15 protein-coding genes and 1 pseudogene are annotated in these 17,373 nt (G+C 37.7%); 8 read left to right on the top strand and 8 right to left on the bottom strand.

Translation table 11 applies throughout. From position 1 onward, the window contains the following. Nucleotides 1-156 precede the first annotated feature (156 nt). A complete protein-coding gene (locus ACSQ7D_RS12550) occupies nucleotides 157-486 on the bottom strand; it encodes a hypothetical protein (RefSeq protein ID WP_437136441.1) in 330 nt (109 codons plus the stop codon). A gap of 133 nt (nucleotides 487-619) precedes the next feature. Further along, nucleotides 620-1,429, bottom strand: coding sequence for a M48 family metallopeptidase (locus ACSQ7D_RS12555; protein ID WP_009410124.1), 810 nt, complete (start codon nucleotides 1,427-1,429; stop codon nucleotides 620-622). A 201-nt stretch (nucleotides 1,430-1,630) separates the two neighbouring features. On the opposite strand from ACSQ7D_RS12555, the gene ACSQ7D_RS12560 reads away from it, so the two are divergent. The 3 genes from ACSQ7D_RS12560 to ACSQ7D_RS12570 all read left to right on the top strand — a co-directional run bounded on the left by ACSQ7D_RS12560 (nucleotide 1,631) and on the right by ACSQ7D_RS12570 (nucleotide 7,044). Further along, nucleotides 1,631-4,162, top strand: a complete 2,532-nt coding sequence (locus ACSQ7D_RS12560; RefSeq protein WP_111972461.1) for an ATP-dependent Clp protease ATP-binding subunit — start codon at nucleotides 1,631-1,633, stop codon at nucleotides 4,160-4,162. A gap of 66 nt (nucleotides 4,163-4,228) precedes the next feature. Further along, entirely contained in the window at nucleotides 4,229-5,137 is a 909-nt protein-coding gene (locus tag ACSQ7D_RS12565) for a C40 family peptidase (RefSeq protein WP_128090719.1), read from the top strand. Further along, the gene (locus ACSQ7D_RS12570; RefSeq protein WP_437136442.1) at nucleotides 5,134-7,044 is read left to right on the top strand and encodes a ComEC/Rec2 family competence protein; all 1,911 of its coding nucleotides are present in this window, start codon (nucleotides 5,134-5,136) and stop codon (nucleotides 7,042-7,044) included. Before ACSQ7D_RS12565 ends, ACSQ7D_RS12570 begins: the two co-directional genes overlap by 4 nt. Here ACSQ7D_RS12570 and ACSQ7D_RS12575 read toward each other — a convergent pair. Both ACSQ7D_RS12575 and ACSQ7D_RS12580 read right to left on the bottom strand, forming a co-directional pair. Next, a complete protein-coding gene (locus tag ACSQ7D_RS12575) occupies nucleotides 7,030-7,737 on the bottom strand; it encodes a CDP-alcohol phosphatidyltransferase family protein (protein WP_437136443.1) in 708 nt (235 codons plus the stop codon). The genes ACSQ7D_RS12570 and ACSQ7D_RS12575 overlap by 15 nt on opposite strands. A 1-nt stretch (nucleotide 7,738) precedes the next feature. Beyond that, on the bottom strand, nucleotides 7,739-8,572 hold the full coding sequence (locus ACSQ7D_RS12580; RefSeq protein WP_437136444.1) for an FKBP-type peptidyl-prolyl cis-trans isomerase: 834 nt from the start codon (nucleotides 8,570-8,572) through the stop codon (nucleotides 7,739-7,741). Between the two features lie 81 nt (nucleotides 8,573-8,653). Here ACSQ7D_RS12580 and ACSQ7D_RS12585 point away from each other — a divergent pair, with 81 nt between their 5' ends. Next, nucleotides 8,654-9,040: an RNA-binding S4 domain-containing protein gene (locus ACSQ7D_RS12585; protein WP_437136445.1), complete on the top strand. Its 387-nt coding sequence runs from the start codon at nucleotides 8,654-8,656 to the stop codon at nucleotides 9,038-9,040. Here the strand turns inward: ACSQ7D_RS12585 and ACSQ7D_RS12590 are convergent. Then, nucleotides 9,035-11,413 carry an alpha-ketoacid dehydrogenase subunit alpha/beta gene (locus ACSQ7D_RS12590; RefSeq protein WP_437136446.1) on the bottom strand — a complete coding sequence of 793 codons (2,379 nt, stop codon included), beginning with the start codon at nucleotides 11,411-11,413 and terminating at the stop codon, nucleotides 9,035-9,037. The genes ACSQ7D_RS12585 and ACSQ7D_RS12590 overlap by 6 nt on opposite strands. Before the next feature lie 412 nt (nucleotides 11,414-11,825). Between ACSQ7D_RS12590 and ACSQ7D_RS12595 the strand changes: the two genes are divergently transcribed. Further along, entirely contained in the window at nucleotides 11,826-12,437 is a 612-nt protein-coding gene (locus ACSQ7D_RS12595) for a fumarylacetoacetate hydrolase family protein (RefSeq protein WP_437136447.1), read from the top strand. A 98-nt stretch (nucleotides 12,438-12,535) separates the two neighbouring features. Here the strand turns inward: ACSQ7D_RS12595 and ACSQ7D_RS12600 are convergent, their stop codons facing one another. Genes ACSQ7D_RS12600 through ACSQ7D_RS12610 form a run of 3 tightly spaced genes read right to left on the bottom strand, consistent with a single transcriptional unit; the run spans nucleotide 12,536 to nucleotide 15,571 of the window. Next, nucleotides 12,536-13,312 carry a diadenylate cyclase gene (locus ACSQ7D_RS12600; protein ID WP_002672484.1) on the bottom strand — a complete coding sequence of 259 codons (777 nt, stop codon included), beginning with the start codon at nucleotides 13,310-13,312 and terminating at the stop codon, nucleotides 12,536-12,538. Next, a complete protein-coding gene (gene folP / locus ACSQ7D_RS12605; RefSeq protein ID WP_002672486.1) occupies nucleotides 13,309-14,127 on the bottom strand; it encodes a dihydropteroate synthase in 819 nt (272 codons plus the stop codon). Before folP ends, ACSQ7D_RS12600 begins: the two co-directional genes overlap by 4 nt. A gap of 25 nt (nucleotides 14,128-14,152) precedes the next feature. Beyond that, nucleotides 14,153-15,571 (bottom strand): L-serine ammonia-lyase, encoded by a 1,419-nt coding sequence (locus ACSQ7D_RS12610; protein WP_437136448.1) that lies wholly within the window; start codon nucleotides 15,569-15,571, stop codon nucleotides 14,153-14,155. A 142-nt stretch (nucleotides 15,572-15,713) separates the two neighbouring features. On the opposite strand from ACSQ7D_RS12610, the gene ACSQ7D_RS12615 reads away from it, so the two are divergent. From ACSQ7D_RS12615 to ACSQ7D_RS12625, 3 genes and pseudogenes are all read left to right on the top strand, one after another. Further along, nucleotides 15,714-15,908 carry a hypothetical protein gene (locus tag ACSQ7D_RS12615; RefSeq protein ID WP_437136449.1) on the top strand — a complete coding sequence of 65 codons (195 nt, stop codon included), beginning with the start codon at nucleotides 15,714-15,716 and terminating at the stop codon, nucleotides 15,906-15,908. After that, nucleotides 15,905-16,051 (top strand): hypothetical protein, encoded by a 147-nt coding sequence (locus ACSQ7D_RS12620; RefSeq protein WP_437136450.1) that lies wholly within the window; start codon nucleotides 15,905-15,907, stop codon nucleotides 16,049-16,051. Before ACSQ7D_RS12615 ends, ACSQ7D_RS12620 begins: the two co-directional genes overlap by 4 nt. 218 nt (nucleotides 16,052-16,269) lie before the next feature. After that, nucleotides 16,270-17,365, top strand: a pseudogene (locus ACSQ7D_RS12625) (ISAs1 family transposase). Nucleotides 17,366-17,373 lie beyond the last annotated feature (8 nt).

Raw genomic sequence — 17,373 nt, forward strand, 5'->3', positions numbered from 1 at the left:
CTGACATTATTGCTGTTAGGCACATAATCAGGAAGTTAGGCATTTTATGGCGGATACCGCGTCTTTTTCTAGTATCCTCTATACTAGATAACATTTCTATCAGTGTCATAGACTTTTACATTTTATTGGAATGCAAAAATAGTAATTTAAAATAACTTACAAAACTTTGTAACAGCCCTGCCTTTGGAGGGGGTTAGGGGGAGGTTTTCTTCGTTCTTTGTTCGTCTTTTGTTTATCTGCCCGTGCGGCTCGCACCGTCTTTTCTTCGTTCATTGTTCGTCTTTTGTTCGTCTTTTGTTCGTCTTTTGTTCGTTCTTTGTTCGTTCTTTGTTCGTTCTTTGTTCGTTCTTTGTTCGTTCTTTGTTCGTTCTTTGTTCGTTCTTTGTTCGTTCTTTGTTCGTCTTTTGTTCGTCTTTTGTTCGTTCTTTGTTCGTTCTTTGTTCGTTCTTTGTTCGTCTTTTGTTTATCTGCCCGTGCGACTCGCACCGTCTTTTCTATAGTCTTCTCCCAAATTAACCATTAACCACTAATCATTAATCTTTTATAAAAAAACCTCCAAAAAGCTATTCACTTTTTGGAGGTATTCTTATTTTATCGTACTTTCTACTGATAAAACAGTTTATTTGATAGGCGTTTTAGGCAAGGTAACTTCTCCTGGGTCTTTCCAAAGCCCATCTTTGATAGCTCTTTTTTTAGCCGCTTCAGCACGTTTCTCGCTATCAGGGTGTGAACTCATCATCTTTTGGAATTTACTTTGGGTTGCTCCACCTGAAAGCAAAGCCAATTTCTTAAATGCTGTATAAACAGCCACCACATTATAACCGTGTTTCTTCATAAAATTGTAAGAATATTCATCGGCTTGTGATTCTTGTTTTTTGCTGTGTTTAGCATCAAGGATAGCATTAGCCATCTCACCCAATTCAGTGTCGCTTAGTTTTCTTACAACCCCCGAAGCCGAGCTTGCAGCATCTTGTGCAGCAGCACGCATATAAGCAGATTTGATAGCATCTTTTGTGTCCTCATTCTTCACGTGACCTATTTCGTGACCAATAACTGCCAATAATTCATCGTCAGTCATCAAATCCATCAACGATGAAAACACACGCACACTCCCATCAGCACAAGCAAACGCATTGATATCGGTTACCAGATACACTTTGTAATTGAGTTTCAAACCGTCCTCATTTTGGTGTTTCCCAAACACACGATTCAAGCGTTTAGTATACGGACTGTTTTTGCCTGCTACCGGATTATGAGCATCCATCCAGTCTACTGATTCCTTTGAAAGCCTTTTAGCATCTTCATTAGTAAATGATAAAGCTTGTGCTCCTTTTGTAACAGCACTTGCGGCTTTCCCTAAATTGATTTTTTGAGCTTGTCCCATAGAAAATAGCCCTATAGACATTGCAATTAAGATAAAATTTTTCATTTGAAATTCTTTTAATAATAATGGCGCAAATTTATGCTTTTCTATGGTTAAAACAAAATATTTTTATATTTTTCTTTCGTATTAATATTTTTTTTCGTACCTTTGCCCGCAGTGTAAAAGACTGCCTTTTTCCCTGATAGGGAGAAATGGAATAGTTTTTGTTACTACCCAACTATTTAATACAAAACAAGAGGAGATTTTATGAACGATAACTTTTCACCAAGAGTTAAAAGGATATTCACATATAGCAAAGAAGAAGCCATTCGCTTAGGGCAATCTACGGTAGGCACTGAGCACTTTGTGTTAGCCATATTGCAAGAAGGTGAAGGTAGTGCAATCGATTTAATGCACAGTTTAAATATTGATATGGAAAGACTGCGCCAAAACATCCACACGCTCACTTCTGCACGTGGTCTCAACCCTCCTAACTTCAATGCCGTTCATTTCACCGTACAAGCCGAAAGAGCAATGCAGGCTACTTACTTAGAAGCAAAACGTTCTCAGAATGATATGATTAATACAGCTCATCTATTACTAAGCATTTTGCGTAACGAAAACGACCCTACTACTAAAGTTTTCAACAAGCTAGGCGTAAATTATGAAGTAGCAAGAGATAAATTCCAACCCATACGCGACGATAATTATCAAGTCTCATCACCCACCGATGAGGTTGACGAATACGACCGAGATTATAGTTTACCTCACGAAAACAAATCGGGTTACAAAAGTCAGCAACCCAATCAAGGGGGGCAATATGGGCAACGAAAACTCACTGTGTTAGATAACTTTGGTAGAGATTTAACTGCTTTAGCCGAACAAGGTAGTTTAGACCCCGTAGTAGGTCGCGAGAAGGAAATAGAACGCGTATCCCAAATATTGAGCCGCCGTAAGAAGAATAACCCAATACTCATCGGTGAACCTGGTGTGGGTAAAAGCGCCATCGCCGAAGGATTAGCTTTGCGCATTATTCAGAAAAAAGTGGCACGAGTATTGTATAACAAACGTGTGGTAACACTCGATTTAGCTTCCTTAGTGGCTGGAACTAAATATCGCGGACAATTTGAAGAACGCCTTAAAGCCATAATGAGTGAACTCGAAAAGAATAAAGATATCATTCTTTTTATTGATGAAATTCACACCTTAGTGGGAGCTGGTGGTGCCTCAGGTAGCTTAGATGCCTCTAATATGTTTAAACCTGCCTTAGCACGTGGTGAAATACAATGTATTGGAGCTACTACCTTAGATGAATATCGCCAATCTATTGAAAAAGATGGCGCCTTAGAACGCCGTTTCCAAAAAGTAATCATCGAACCAACAAGTGTAGATGAAACCATACAAATCCTTCGCAATATAAAAGGAAAATACGAAGAACATCACAACGTAACCTATACCGATGAGGCTATCGAGGCTTGTGTAAAGCTCACCAATCGTTATCTTACCGACCGTTATTTGCCCGATAAAGCTCTTGATGCCTTAGACGAAGCTGGTGCAAGAATACATATTATGCAAGTAAAAGTTCCACAATATATCGTGGAATTGGAAGAACGTTTAGAACAAGCTACTCAAGCCAAAAACAGAGCTGTTTCACGTCAGCAGTTTGAAGAAGCTGCCCGTTTGCGCGATAACGAGAAAATTATCGAAAATTCATTAGTCGAAATGAATAAGAAATGGGACGAAGAATCTAAACAACACCGTGATGTAGTAACTGCCGACCATATTGCCGATGTAGTCTCAATGATGAGCGGCGTACCTGTAAACAGAATTGCTCAAACTGAAATGAGCAAACTCTCAGGATTATCCGAGATAATGAAATCCAAAATCATTGGTCAAGATGAAGCGGTAGAAAAGGTAGTGAAATCTATCAAACGCAATCGTACGGGCTTAAAAGACCCAAATAAACCTATAGGTTCTTTCATCTTCTTAGGACAAACAGGAGTTGGGAAAACACAACTCGCTAAAGTGCTTGCCAAAGAACTTTTCGATTCAGAAGAAACAATGGTACGCATTGATATGAGTGAGTATATGGAGAAGTTCTCAGTTTCTCGTCTCATAGGAGCTCCTCCAGGGTATGTAGGTTATGAAGAAGGCGGTCAGCTCACCGAGAAAATACGTCGCAAACCTTATTCTGTAGTGCTTTTAGATGAGATAGAAAAGGCACACCCCGATGTTTTCAATATGCTTTTACAAGTGCTTGACGATGGTTTCTTAACTGATAGTTTAGGACGAAAGATTGATTTTAGAAATACTATCATCATTATGACCTCTAATATAGGAGCTCGTCAAGTAAAAGATTTTGGGCAAGGTGTTGGTTTTGGCACTTCAGCAAGAATAGCCCAATCCGAAGCTAATGAGAAATCTATCGTCGAAAATGCTTTGAAAAAGGTATTTGCTCCTGAGTTTCTAAACCGTATTGACGATGTGATTACTTTCAATCCTCTTAGCAAAGAAGATATCTTTAAAATTATCGATATTGAGCTTTCTAAACTGTACTCACGTATCAACGATTTAGGCTATGGAGTACAACTTAGCCAGAAAGCAAAAGAATTCATTGCAGATAAAGGCTATGACAAACAATATGGTGCTCGACCTTTGAAACGCGCTATTCAGAAATATGTAGAAGACATATTAGCCGAAGAAATAGTATCTAACCAAGTGCACGAAGGCGATAGCATTCATTTTGATTTAGATGAGAAAGGAGAAAACCTCATAATAACGCAAAAAGAACTTATTTAATAACATCAACCTTTTGAACTTTTAGGCCGTTCCCTCAAAGTTCAGAATTTAAACGCTCAAATTACTATGTACGTATTAAGAATTTTAGGTTTATTTACACTACTACTCAGCTTATCTTCCTTTTCAGAGGCAGTAAAGAATACCGAAAAGAGTGTAGTTGTAAATACAGCTACCACAAAGGCTGTGGAAAATAAGAGCAAGCCCAAAAAGAAAACATTTTCTCCTCCTAAGAAAGGGAAAAAAGCTACCGCCAGAGTGGCTTCAACAGCTAAAAAACGTCATAAGTTACCTCCTAAACGCAGTGTAGCTCATCATTCTGCTAAAAAGTCTGTAAAAAAAGCTCCTGTTAAGAGAGCTATAGCTATAACTGATAAAAAGAAAAAGCCTGTAAAAGCAGATATAGCTGTTGCTAAGAGTAAGAGATATGCTCCTAAAAAACACACCGGTAATAAAGCCCTAAAACAATACGCTGAGAATACTCTCGCAGACACTGAATTGGAAGACGACTTAGAAGACGAAGAACTATTTGAGGAACCTGAAAGCTATGAAACTACTGATATAGCGCTTACTGCACTCTCTAAAAGTAAAGCAGATACCAAACAACAGAAAGTATTATTAGATACAGCTTTCTCATATTTAGGAACTCCTTACAGACACGGAGGTGTTACCCGTAATGGTATGGATTGTTCTGGTTTTGTAAGTACTACTTTCAAATCTATTTCAGTGCCATTATCTCGCTCCTCACAAGAAATGGCTACACAAGGAACTAAAATTGACTTGGAAGATGTAAAAGTAGGCGATTTACTTTTCTTCAGAACGACTAGGAAAAGCAGAATATCACACGTAGGTATGGTAGTAGATATAGATGGAGATATTAAATTCATACACTCTTCGTCTAAAAGAGGAGTTGTGATTTCTTCATTAAGTGATGAATATTACAAGAAAACATTTCGTATGGCAAAACGTGTAATGTGAGATTTGTAAATACTCCCATATTAACTATCTTATTAGGACTCATAGGAGGGATTGCTATTACTGATGTAATAGCTCCCTCTTTTTTATTTGCAATAAGTAGTTGTATATGCTTACTGCTCACTTTGGCAATACATCAGTTTTTAGCTACCAAACGATATGCTTTTCGTCACGGAATTGTAATACACGTAGGTCTCACTTCTGTAGCAGTGGGTATACTGATAACTATCCTTCATACCCCCACCTATAACTCTAAGCATTACACACAAAAACTAAATGCCAATGAGTATTACACTTTAGAAGCTGACATAATAGAGCAAACTTCACAAACAGATTACGGCACTACCTTTAAAGTTGAGCTCTTAACGGCTAACCATACAAGTACAGAAGGAAAAATTCTGTGCTTTTTCCCTTCTAAAACAATTACCGATGATGTGAAAACATTAGCTCCAACAGATAGATTGGTTTTTGTAGGCAAATATACTCCTATATCTCCTCCTAAAAATCCATATCAATTCAACTATAAACGGTATATGGAGCGAAAAGGTGTATATGGGCGAACAGAAATAGTTGCTTTTTCTGTTGTTAAAAATAATACAACAGGTTTTATGGGGAGTATTGCGAGAACACGCTCTCATTTAGCTATTGTAATAGACAAATATTTTAATCAAGAGTCTTCTGCTCTGTTAAAAACACTACTCTTAGGAAAACGCACTGATTTAGATAACGAAGTCTATCAACATTATGTTGATGCGGGAGCGGTGCATATCTTAGCTATTTCGGGATTACACGTAGGGATTATTACTGCTATACTCCTTTTATTACTACAAAAGATGCCTAATTTAGGTTTTTATCGTCCACTGCGATACTTTATACTATTAGCAGGCTTATGGGCTTTTGCTTTCATAGCAGGCGCCTCTCCTTCGGTATTGAGAGCTACTGTAATGTTCAGCTTTGTAGGATTGAGTACTCTTATACGTAGGAAACAAGGCAGGTTTGATGCATTAATGCTCTCAATGTTATTTCTGTTGCTTATCAATCCTTACTATTTGTATGATGTAGGCTTTCAGCTGAGTTATGCAGCGGTATTTTCTATAATGAAATTCTACCCTGTGATGCGCAAATGGTGGCAACCTGAGAATAAATACTTACAATGGATATGGTCACTATTTTTGGTAGGATTATCTGCTCAAATAGTAGTTTTACCTATCAGTTTGTACTATTTTCACCAGTTTCCTATATTGTTTTTCGTTTCTAACTTGGTAGTAGTACCTTTATTACAACCTATACTCATAGGAGGTATCATTGCCTTATGTTTGGGAAGTTTTGGTATTCTGCCTTATGCCATAGTTTTCGTCTTAGAAAAATTAATCGCTTTGATGAACTTTTTGGTAGCATTTATAGCTCATCAAGAAACGTTTATCATACGCAACATACCTTTTACTACTCCCCTACTTCTTTCTTCCTTATTGACGGTGTTCATACTCATTGTTTTTGTACATTATAGGAAATACAAAGTATTGATAGCACTTCTCTTATCTGTTATTTTATTTCAAGGAGTACTTTTCTATTACAAATATCAATTAGAAACAACAGAAGAAATGCTAGTTTTCAGCAAATATAAACAGAAAGTAATCGCCATTAGACAAGGTGATAAACTAAGTATCTATCAAACAGATACAATTTCTCCTGACCCTGTAGTAATGAACTACATAAAAAATAAAGGTATCAGCAATATCGAGCTTAAGAAAATGCCTTATATACTACGCTTCAAACAAAAAAACTACTTGCTAATGGATAGTTTAGGGATATACCCAAAATCCAAGCAAATAGTTATTGATAGTGTTATCTTCTTACAAAAACCTAAAATCAATTTGGATAGAATGAAACGAGATTTATCGCTTAGGTAGTAGTAAGGAAAGAATAATGTACAATAAAATAATTAGCGGAATAGCAATTATTTTTAAACTTAGAAGTAAAATGACGCAAAGCGCTAAGAATACATATTTCAACGCATTATTCTTAAAAGAATAATCGCTAAACTTCAACGCAAAGAGTGCTATTTCAGCATTCAACAAGTAAGTACTCAACAAAGTAATCCCTAACAAGACCCACATATTATGCAATAAACTACCAAATAATTCAGTAGGCTGATATTGTAATATAAGAGGCAAAGAAAGAATAAACATTGTATTAGCTGGAGTAGGAAGCCCTATAAAGCCAGACGTCTGCCGTGTGTCTATATTAAAATTCGCCAAGCGATAGGCAGAAGCTAAAGTAATAACGAAACCAACATAAGGCAAGAGCATAGCAAAAGTCCCCTCAGTTTGCAATACATAAGTACTATTATTCAACAGCTGAAACATCACAATGCCAGGAACTACTCCAGAAGTAACCATATCGGCTAAGGAATCTAACTGTAAACCCATTTCGGATTTTACGTGTAGCAAACGAGCAAAGAAACCATCAAAAAAATCGAGGAAAATGCCTATTGCCACAAACAAAGCAACCCAATCAATTGTTCCTCTTACGGCAAAGACAATTGCTACTGTTCCGCAAAGGAGATTGGATAAAGTGATAAGATTAGGGACATACTTCTTCATTCTACTTACAATCAGCATCTAAATAATCTGGAAGATACGAAATATCTTTGTTAGCATCACAATCTGGATAAGTTACCACGCCATATTCATTACGCACAATCTCATTTATAGAAGGTTTACCATCGTGATCGTGGTCGGCACGACGTGTAGCAATAAGTCTTACTATAAAAATTAAAGGTGAATAAGCAGGTATTTTAGCTTGGCTGTTATTGAAATAGCCTAAACCTGAAGGAATAAAGAAAACTCCAACTCCTCCATCAGTAGGAGCATTTAGAGTACCATCACTATTGTTTGTAAGTCCTGTAGCCGATGCTCTTAGTTGAGCTACACCCTCCCTAAAACCTCTAATAGTACCTGAAGGCTTGTTGGTAACAATATTACCTATAAGATCCATCCAATTAGAAGTAGATTGTGTTGTTGTTTCATCAAATACACTTAAATCTAATAATTGTCCTTTATAATTCACATATACTGAATCAGCAATAGTAGTGGTAGTTCCTGTCCCCTCTTGCAAAATAAGATAGTAAAGCGTATGACGTACAAGAGTATTATTAGCATCATAGACATCTAATTCCAATCGTTTTAGCTTGCTATCATTGAAGATAGACGCTGTAGTATTAGAGGTTGTTGCAAAGGTAACCGTTTCAGAAATAGTAGTTGTTGCTGAAAAAGTGTAAGTATGCGTTTTTAAGAATGTTTCAATACTTTGATTATTCTCATTTCTCACCTCTGTAACATCACGTGGAGGTGTTACATTTGAATTTTCATTTTTCTTACACGAAACAGCAAATAGTAAACCTATTGTGCTAATAGTAAATATAAATTTATTCATCATATAAAATTTCTTTATCCCTTAGTATAAGATACAATTAATTTATTATTTTTGCACTTATTATTTTTTCTAAAATACAAAAGAATGCGAATTGATAAGTACTTATGGTGTGTACGTTACTTCAAAACACGTAATATAGCTACTGAAGCCTGCAAAAAAGGACACATCAAGGTGAATGGTGAGACTGCAAAACCCTCAAGGGAAATTTACAAAAACGACCAAATAGTAGTGCGTAAGAACCAAATCAACTACCAAATAGAGGTCTTAGATATCCCTGAGAGCCGTGTGGGGGCTAAGTTAGTAGACCTTTATCGCCAAGACAACACGCCTCCTGAGGCTTTTGAACAAGCCGAAATACAAAAACTTGCGCAAGACTATTATCGTGAGAAAGGCGAGGGTCGCCCTACTAAAAAAGACCGCCGTGCTATTGATAATCTCTTGAACGATTTTCAAAAAGATAATGAATTATAGCAAGGTTGGATATTTTTCAGGATTAGCTTCGTGCATTATACTGTATATCTTCTCAATGATACTATCAGCATTAGGTTTAGAAAAGTAATCACCATCAGTAGCATACGCTGGACGATGTTCTCCTGCTGCTAAGGTTTGTGGCGCACTGTCCAAATACTGATAAGCATTTTGTTCTTCTACAATTTTCTGCAAAATATATGCCGAAGTAGCTCCAGGCATATCTTCGTCTACTACTAATAGTCGATTGGTTTTCTGTATGCTCTTCACTATATCGTGACGCACATCGAATGGTGCCAAGGATTGTGCATCTATAATCTCTATATCAATACCCATAGAAGCTAACTCATCGGCAACTTCACACACGATGCGCAAAGTAGAGCCATAAGATACGACTGTAATATCTTTTCCTTCACGAAGTGTTTCGACTACTCCAATAGGCGTTTTGAACTCGGTGAGGTTCGTGGGCATTGCTTCTTTCAGGCGGTAACCATTAAGACATTCCACCACTACCGCAGGTTGATTGCCTTCTAAAAGTGTATTGTAGAATCCTGCCGCTTTTACCATATTACGAGGAGTAAGGATATACATTCCTCTAAGAGAGGCTAACAATATTCCCATAGGAGAACCTGCGTGCCAAATACCTTGTAAACGGTGTCCTCTTGTTCTGATGATAAGAGGAGCCATTTGTCTACCAAAAGTGCGATAATGCAAACTAGCCAAATCATCACTTAGTGTTTGTAAACCATAAAGAATATAGTCTAAATATTGTATCTCAGCAATCGGACGTAAACCACGCATGGCCATACCTATACCTTGTCCTACTATAGCAGTTTCACGAATACTTGTGTCAGCTACTTTTATAGCTCCGTGTTTTTTCTGTAATCCTTCTAATCCTTGGTTTACATCACCTATGTTCCCTACGTCCTCACCAAATATCAATAAATTAGGATATTTAGAAAGTAAGGCATCAAAATTCTCTCTCAGTACAATACGTCCATCAACAAGTTCTTTTGATGTATCATAGGTGGGGAGTACTTCTTCTATATGGATAGGATTTTGTTTATTTTCAGTATGAAGAAATCGACTATATTTGGGTTCGTTTTCTTTTATATAGCTCTTTATCCAATTCTGTAAGGGAAGTATTCTATTTTCACCTTCAGGTAATAATAAACGTAAGGCTTTTCTGGCAGTGCTCAACACATCTTTACGATTAGGTAAGGCCACTTTAAGAAGAGATTTGGATAGGCTTTCTACTTTTTCTTTTATAGTACTATTATTTATATTTATTAATAATGAAGCAAGAAGAGCAGTAAGTTCTTTCCTCTCTTGTTCAATAGGTTTAATATAAGCTTCCCAAGCTTTTTTCCTACCTTCATTCACACGTTTCTTAGCCTGTTGTTCTATAGCTAGCAATTCTTCTTCAGTAGCATAGCCTTCCGCCAATATCCATTCACGCATTTTGGAAATACAATCAAAATCTTTTTCCCATTGAAGTCGTTCAGGACTTTTGTAACGCTCGTGTGAACCAGATGTAGAGTGACCTTGAGGTTGAGTAAGTTCAAGAACGTGTACCAATATAGGTATATGTTGTTCACGAGCTATCTTACTTGCCTTTTGATAGGTTTCATATAAGGTTGGGTAATCCCAACCTTTTACGACAAATAGTTCAAAACCTTTATGTTTTTTGTCTCGTACAAAGCCTTTTAATGCTTCAGAAATACTTTGCTTAATAGTATGATATTCTTTAGGAACAGAAATACCATACTCATCGTCCCAAACAGACATTACTAAAGGCACTTGCATTACCCCTGCTGCATTGAGGATTTCAAAAAAGTGACCTTCACTGGTACTTGCATTACCAATAGTACCCCAAGCTACCTCATTACCGTGATTTGAGAAACCTTTACTTTCAGCATTAGGTAACTCACGATATACTTTAGAGGCTTGCGCTAATCCTAATAAACGAGGCATTTGCCCTGCAGTACACGATATATCGCTACTACTATTCTTTTGTTTTAATAAATCTTTCCAATTCCCTTCCTCATCTAAACTATGAGTAGCAAAATGCCCACCCATTTGACGACCTGCGCTTGTAGGGTCTGCCTTTATATCAGCGTGTGCATATATTCCTGCAAAGAAATTCTCTACAGTATGCACCCCGAGAGCCATCATAAGAGTTTGATCGCGGTAATAACCACTTCGGAAATCACCATCTCGAAAGGCTCTTGCTAAAGCTAATTGAGGTACTTCTTTTCCTTCTCCAAAAATACCAAATTTTGCTTTACCACTAAGCACTTCTTTCCTTCCCATCAAGCTACATTCTCTACTGAGAACAGCGATGCCATAGTCCTCTAAAATATGTTCTTTTTTCATTGGTTATATCTTAAAATGATATTATTCGTTTTACTTCACAATCGTTTTTTGTTCTGTTAGAAAAACTCGGGCAAATGTATTACTTTTTTTTTTAATTTACAAACATAATACAGTTTTTATTTTTACTTTTGCAATCTATAAGCTTTATTTCAGTAATAGGAAATCATTGCATATGAAGCGTATTCTTATCACAATAAACTATTTTTTTAATTGAACAAATAGGTGTTTTGTTACTTTAAAACCTCTCACAGATTTTATAAAATAAAACCTTTCCCAAAGGAAAGAAAACCAAATTATAAATAATAAAGAAAGGCGCATTTTGCCTCAAGACCTTATTCCTAAGAAGGAATTGTAACAACGTAAAAGCGATTGAAAAATAGTATTTTTATATCAAACTCACATTAAAATAAATATGAAAATTATTTGTATAGGTAAAAACTACCACGAGACTATCGAAACATTTGATAAAACAACAGTTCAGCCGATAGTGGTTTTTATGAAGCCTGATACGGCTATTCACAACCTTGAGATTCCTTACTACATTCCTGATTTTACACAGGATTTGCACTACGAAATAGAATTAGTACTGAAAATCAACCAGAATGGAAAGTGCATTTCGGAAAAATTTGCACATAAATATTACGACGAGATTGCGGTGGGCATTGACTTTACCGCTTGCGACCTGCAAGCGGATTTGAGCCAAAAAGGACTACCGTGGGAGCTGGCGAAGGCTTTTGATAGCTCAGCTATCGTAGGAAAGTTTGTCTCTAAAGAAACTTTTGAGAGTTCTCCCTCTATTCAGTTTCACTTAGATAAAAATGGTACTACTGTACAAGAGGGCAATACGACACAAATGCTTAGAGGCTTTGACGTTATCATCTCGGAGGTATCGCAGTTCTTTACCCTTCGCAAAGGCGATCTTATTTTTACAGGAACACCTAAAGGTGCAGGGAAAGTTACAACAGGTGATGTGTTAGAGGGATTTTTAGGGGGAGAGAAAGGTTTTAGTTTGAAAATTAGATAATTTGGAAATTAGCAAATTTAACGATTAGCCCTAGAAGCCCCAAAGGGAGTGAATGCTTGAAGCTCGCTATCTGAAAAAGGTTGTAGCGCGACAAGCAATTAAAAATCGGATTGTACAGCTTTGATGAGTTCATCGTTATTCTTGAATTTTACAAAGGCGCCATTCTTGAAGTAAGAAATGTGTCCGGTTTCTTCAGAAACGACTAAGGCAGTAGCGTCTGTTTTTTCGGTGATAGAAATGGCGGCACGATGACGCAAACCATAGCGTTTAGGCAAATTAATTTCACTTGCAACAGGCAGTATTACCCTTGTAGCTATAATATGATTACCCTTTATCACAATGGCTCCATCGTGTAGCGGACTGTTCTTATAAAAGATACTTTCGATAATAGGCTCGGAGAACTCTATATTCACCTTGTCGCCAGTTTGGGTTACAAAGTCGAGAGGCATATTGTGTTCCAAAACGATAAGCGCTCCTGTATTGGTACTGGCTAACTTCTGACATACATTTATCAAACTCTCAATATTAAGCAGAATTTCCTTCTCTTTGAAGAAGTGAAAAGCACGATGTAGCTTGTTGCGCGCAGTGATATTGGTAGAACCAATGGTGAGCAAGAAGCGACGTATTTCCTGCTGGAATACAACTATCAGTGCGAAGACTCCTACCCCAATGAACTGACCTAATATACTACTAAGCAACTGCATTTGCAAAGCTTCGGTAATCTTCCATATCAAGTAGATAATCACAATACCCATAAAAATATTAATGGCTACCGTGCCTCGAATCAATCGGTAGAGGTAGTACAAGAGGGCTGCAAACAGCACTATATCAATCGCATCGACGATTGTAAAGTCTAAAATATCGAATAGTTTCATTGTATTTTTTCAAAGAGTGTTACACATTCTTTAGCTTCTTTTACATCGTGTACCCGCAAAATGTGTGCCCCTTTCATCAGGGCTATGGTATTGACTACTGTCGTAGCATTCAGCGCACCAGCAGGGTCAGTTTCTAACAATTTGTACAACATCGACTTGCGGGAAAAACCTACCAATAGCGGACAACCAAAGCTATGGAATAGCTCTAAGTGCTTCAACACTTCGTAATTCTGGTCTAAGGTTTTAGAGAAACCAAAGCCTACATCTACTATAAAATCGTTAATCCCCGCTTGCAAGGCTTTGGCTTTGCGCTCAGAAAAATAGTAGCGCATATCACTGATGATATCCTTATAATCAGTGTGCTGTTGCATTGTTTGGGGTGTACCTACGAGGTGCATCGCAATATAAGGCACCTGAAATTGCGCTACTGTAGCCAACATCTGCTCATCTAAGAGTCCGGCAGAAATATCGTTGATAATACAAGCCCCTTCTAAGAGCGATTGGCGTGCTACCTCACTGCGGAAAGTATCTACCGAGATACGTATCTCGGGGAAATGTTGCACCAAAGAGCGCACTACAGGCACTACCCTACTGAGTTCTTCGGCTTGTGAGACTTCGGGTGCATTGGGGCGGGTGCTATAACCACCTACATCAATAAAATCTGCGCCGTGAGCGAGCATTGTTTCTGCGCGTTGTAAGAGTGTTTTTTCGGTTACACGACTTCCTTCGTAGAAAGAGTCGGGGGTATGATTAAGGATTCCCATCACTCGCGGGGTATCCATAGAGAGAAGCTCTCCTTTACAGTTTATTGTCATTAATTGTTAGTTATTAGTCGTTAGATTAACAGTCGGCCATATTTACAGCTACCGCTAAGCCCCCTTCTGAGGTTTCTTTGTATTTAGAGTTCATATCTTTGGCAGTTTGCCACATAGTATTGATAACCTTGTCTAAGGGTACTTTCGCATTCTTAGGGTCGGTTTCAATAGCCAATTCGGCAGCGTTAATCGCTTTGATTGCCCCCATAGCATTGCGCTCGATACAAGGGATTTGCACCAATCCGCCAATAGGGTCGCAAGTAAGCCCCAAGTGGTGTTCCATTGCTATTTCGGCAGCGATGAGTACCTGCTCAGGAGAACCACCCAAGAGTTCACAGAGCGCACCTGCCGCCATTGCGGAAGATACACCTATTTCGGCTTGACAACCGCCCATAGCTGCTGAAATGGTTGCTCCTTTTTTGAAGAGACTGCCTATTTCGCCCGCTACCAATAGGAATTGCTGGATTTGCTCCTCGGTAGCTTGTTGGTTTTCGATGGTTATGTAGTAGAGCAACACGGCGGGAATCACCCCTGCACTACCATTGGTAGGCGCCGTAACTACACGCCCCAACGAAGCATTCACTTCATTAACTGCCAGCGAAAAACAACTCACCCATTTAAGGATTTCGCGAAACTTGATATTTGTTTTCTTAATAGAGTTCAGCCAATTCTCTGGACTATCGTAGGTGACTACCCCTATGAGGTTCTTGTGGATATCATAAGCACGACGGCGCACGTGTAAACCGCCTGGGAGTACACCCTCGGTATGACAACCTATATAAGTACATTCCAACATAGTATGCCATATACGCATCAGTTCGCTATGGATTTGCTCTTCGGTGCGCAAGGCTTTTTCGTTTTCATAGACGATTTCGGATATTTTCTTTCCTTCTTGGCAACAATAGCTAATGAGTTGCTCAGCTTTATCAATAGGAAAAGGGAAATTTCGCTGAGTATCTTCCTTGGCTGTTGCTTGTTCTCCTTCTTTTACTATAAAACCACCCCCTACTGAGTAGAAAGTAGAAGCATAACTGAACCCCTCGCCTTCAGCTGTAAAAGTAAGACCATTGGGGTGAAAAGGCAAAAAATCTCTATTGAAAATAATGTCTTCCTTAGGATTGAAGCTAATGATGCACTCATTGCCTAAATAGAGCTCTTGATTATTAGTAATAGCCGTAATAATCACATCTAAACTCTCGATAGGCACATACTCAGGGTCGGCACCACTGAGACCTAACATTACTGCCAAATCGGTAGCGTGACCTTTGCCTGTGAGAGAGAGTGAGCCGTATAAATCTACGTGCACTTTGGTTGTGCGGGTTAAGAGGTGCTTCTCTCTCAATTCTTTAAGGAAAGCCTCAGCAGCACGCCAAGGACCCAAAGTGTGAGAGCTGGAAGGACCTACCCCTATTTTTAGCATATCGAATACACTTATCTGCTCCATTTTTTCGTTATAAGACTTTATAAGAATGCAAAAATAGAGAGAAATTAGCAAATTAGCAAATTTGAAAATTAGCATATTAGATAAAACACACTAAATTAGTGAAGTAAAAGAAGTATAGCTTGGCTGTAGAATTTGAACAAAAATGATTAATAAAATTTCCTCTAAACCTCTAATGAAGAATCAGTGGACAAAATATCCTCTCCCTAATCACATACTATCCTATTCGGAGACTACTCCCAAGGAGAGGGAGTGTAGTAACGGAAAAGTGAGACGAACAAAAGACGAACAAAAGACGAACAAAAGACGGTGCGAGCCGCACGGGCAGATAAAGAAATGACGAAGAAAATATCCTCTCCCCACCCCTCTCCCAAGGAGAAGGAGTGTAGTAACGGAAAAAATAAGACGAACAATGAACGAACAAAAGACGAACAAATGACGAACAAAAGACGAACAAAAGACGAACAAATGACGAACAAATGACGAACGAATGACGAAGAAAAGACGAACAAATGACGAACAAAAGACGAACGAATGACGAAGAAAAGACGAACGAATGACGAAGAAAAGACGAACAATGAACGAACAAAACCTCCCCCTAACCCCCTCCAAAGGCAGGGCTGTTACAAAGTTTTGTAAGTTATTTTAAATTACTATTTTTGCATTCCAATAAAATGTAAAAGTCTATGACACTGATAGAAATGTTATCTAGTATAGAGGATACTAGAAAAAGACGCGGTATCCGCCATAAAATGCCTAACTTCCTGATTATGTGCCTAACAGCAATAATGTCAGGTTATACTGGTTATCGAGAAATAGGCCGTTTCCTCAAAGAAAACCAATGGGAGTTTAAAAAGTATCTAACTTTCTGTAAAGTACCTACATATGGCTCTATTAGAAGGATATTTATGGAAATTGATTTTGATGATTTTGCCCAAAAATTCAATCAGTGGACTGCCCAATTTTTACCAATGTGTCAAGGTGAAACACTTGCTGTTGATGGAAAGGCTATTGCAGGAACTATTAAAGACACTCAAAATAACTATCAGAATTTTGTTTCATTGATAAGTGTTTTTGCTTCACAAAGAGGCATTGTATTAGCTTGTGATAAATTAGAGAACAAAAAAGAATCTGAAATTTATACCGTTCAAAGACTCTTACAAGCCTTAGACATTCAAGGTGAAATAATCACTTTAGATGCCTTACATTGTCAAAAAAACTCTTGAAACTATTATAAAGTCAAAAAATGACTACATAGTACAAGTAAAAGGTAATCAAAAAAAGCTTTTTGAGCAAATAAAAGCAAATGTTGCTACAAAAAAGTATTTAATGCACACTTACCAAGAGTGTTCTTTGCTAAGAGGTCGTGATGAATTGCGTATTACCAAAGTTTATAAAAATTTAGAGGGTATTTCTCCTGAATGGTTTGGTATAAAGCGAATTATAGAAACAACACGTTATGTCAAAACAAAGAAAGGTCAGACAATAGAGATAGTTTACCATATTAGCAGTGTAGCTAAGAATAAGGCTGATTTCTTTGCTAATCACATACGTTCTCATTGGGGTATAGAAAATCGTTTGCACTGGGTGAAAGATGTACAAATGAAAGAGGACAAGAGTAAGACTAAATCAGGTAATGCTCCTGAGAATCTTTCAATAATGAGAAATATATCAATTAACCTATTTCGTCTTAATGGAAAAGACTCTATCAAGTCAGCTATGGAATGGAGTATCATTAATTTCAAAGAACTTATGAATTTAATATATTATAAATCAAACATTTGTAACTCTATGTAACAGCCCTG

The organism is Capnocytophaga sp. G1920 (assembly GCF_051417515.1).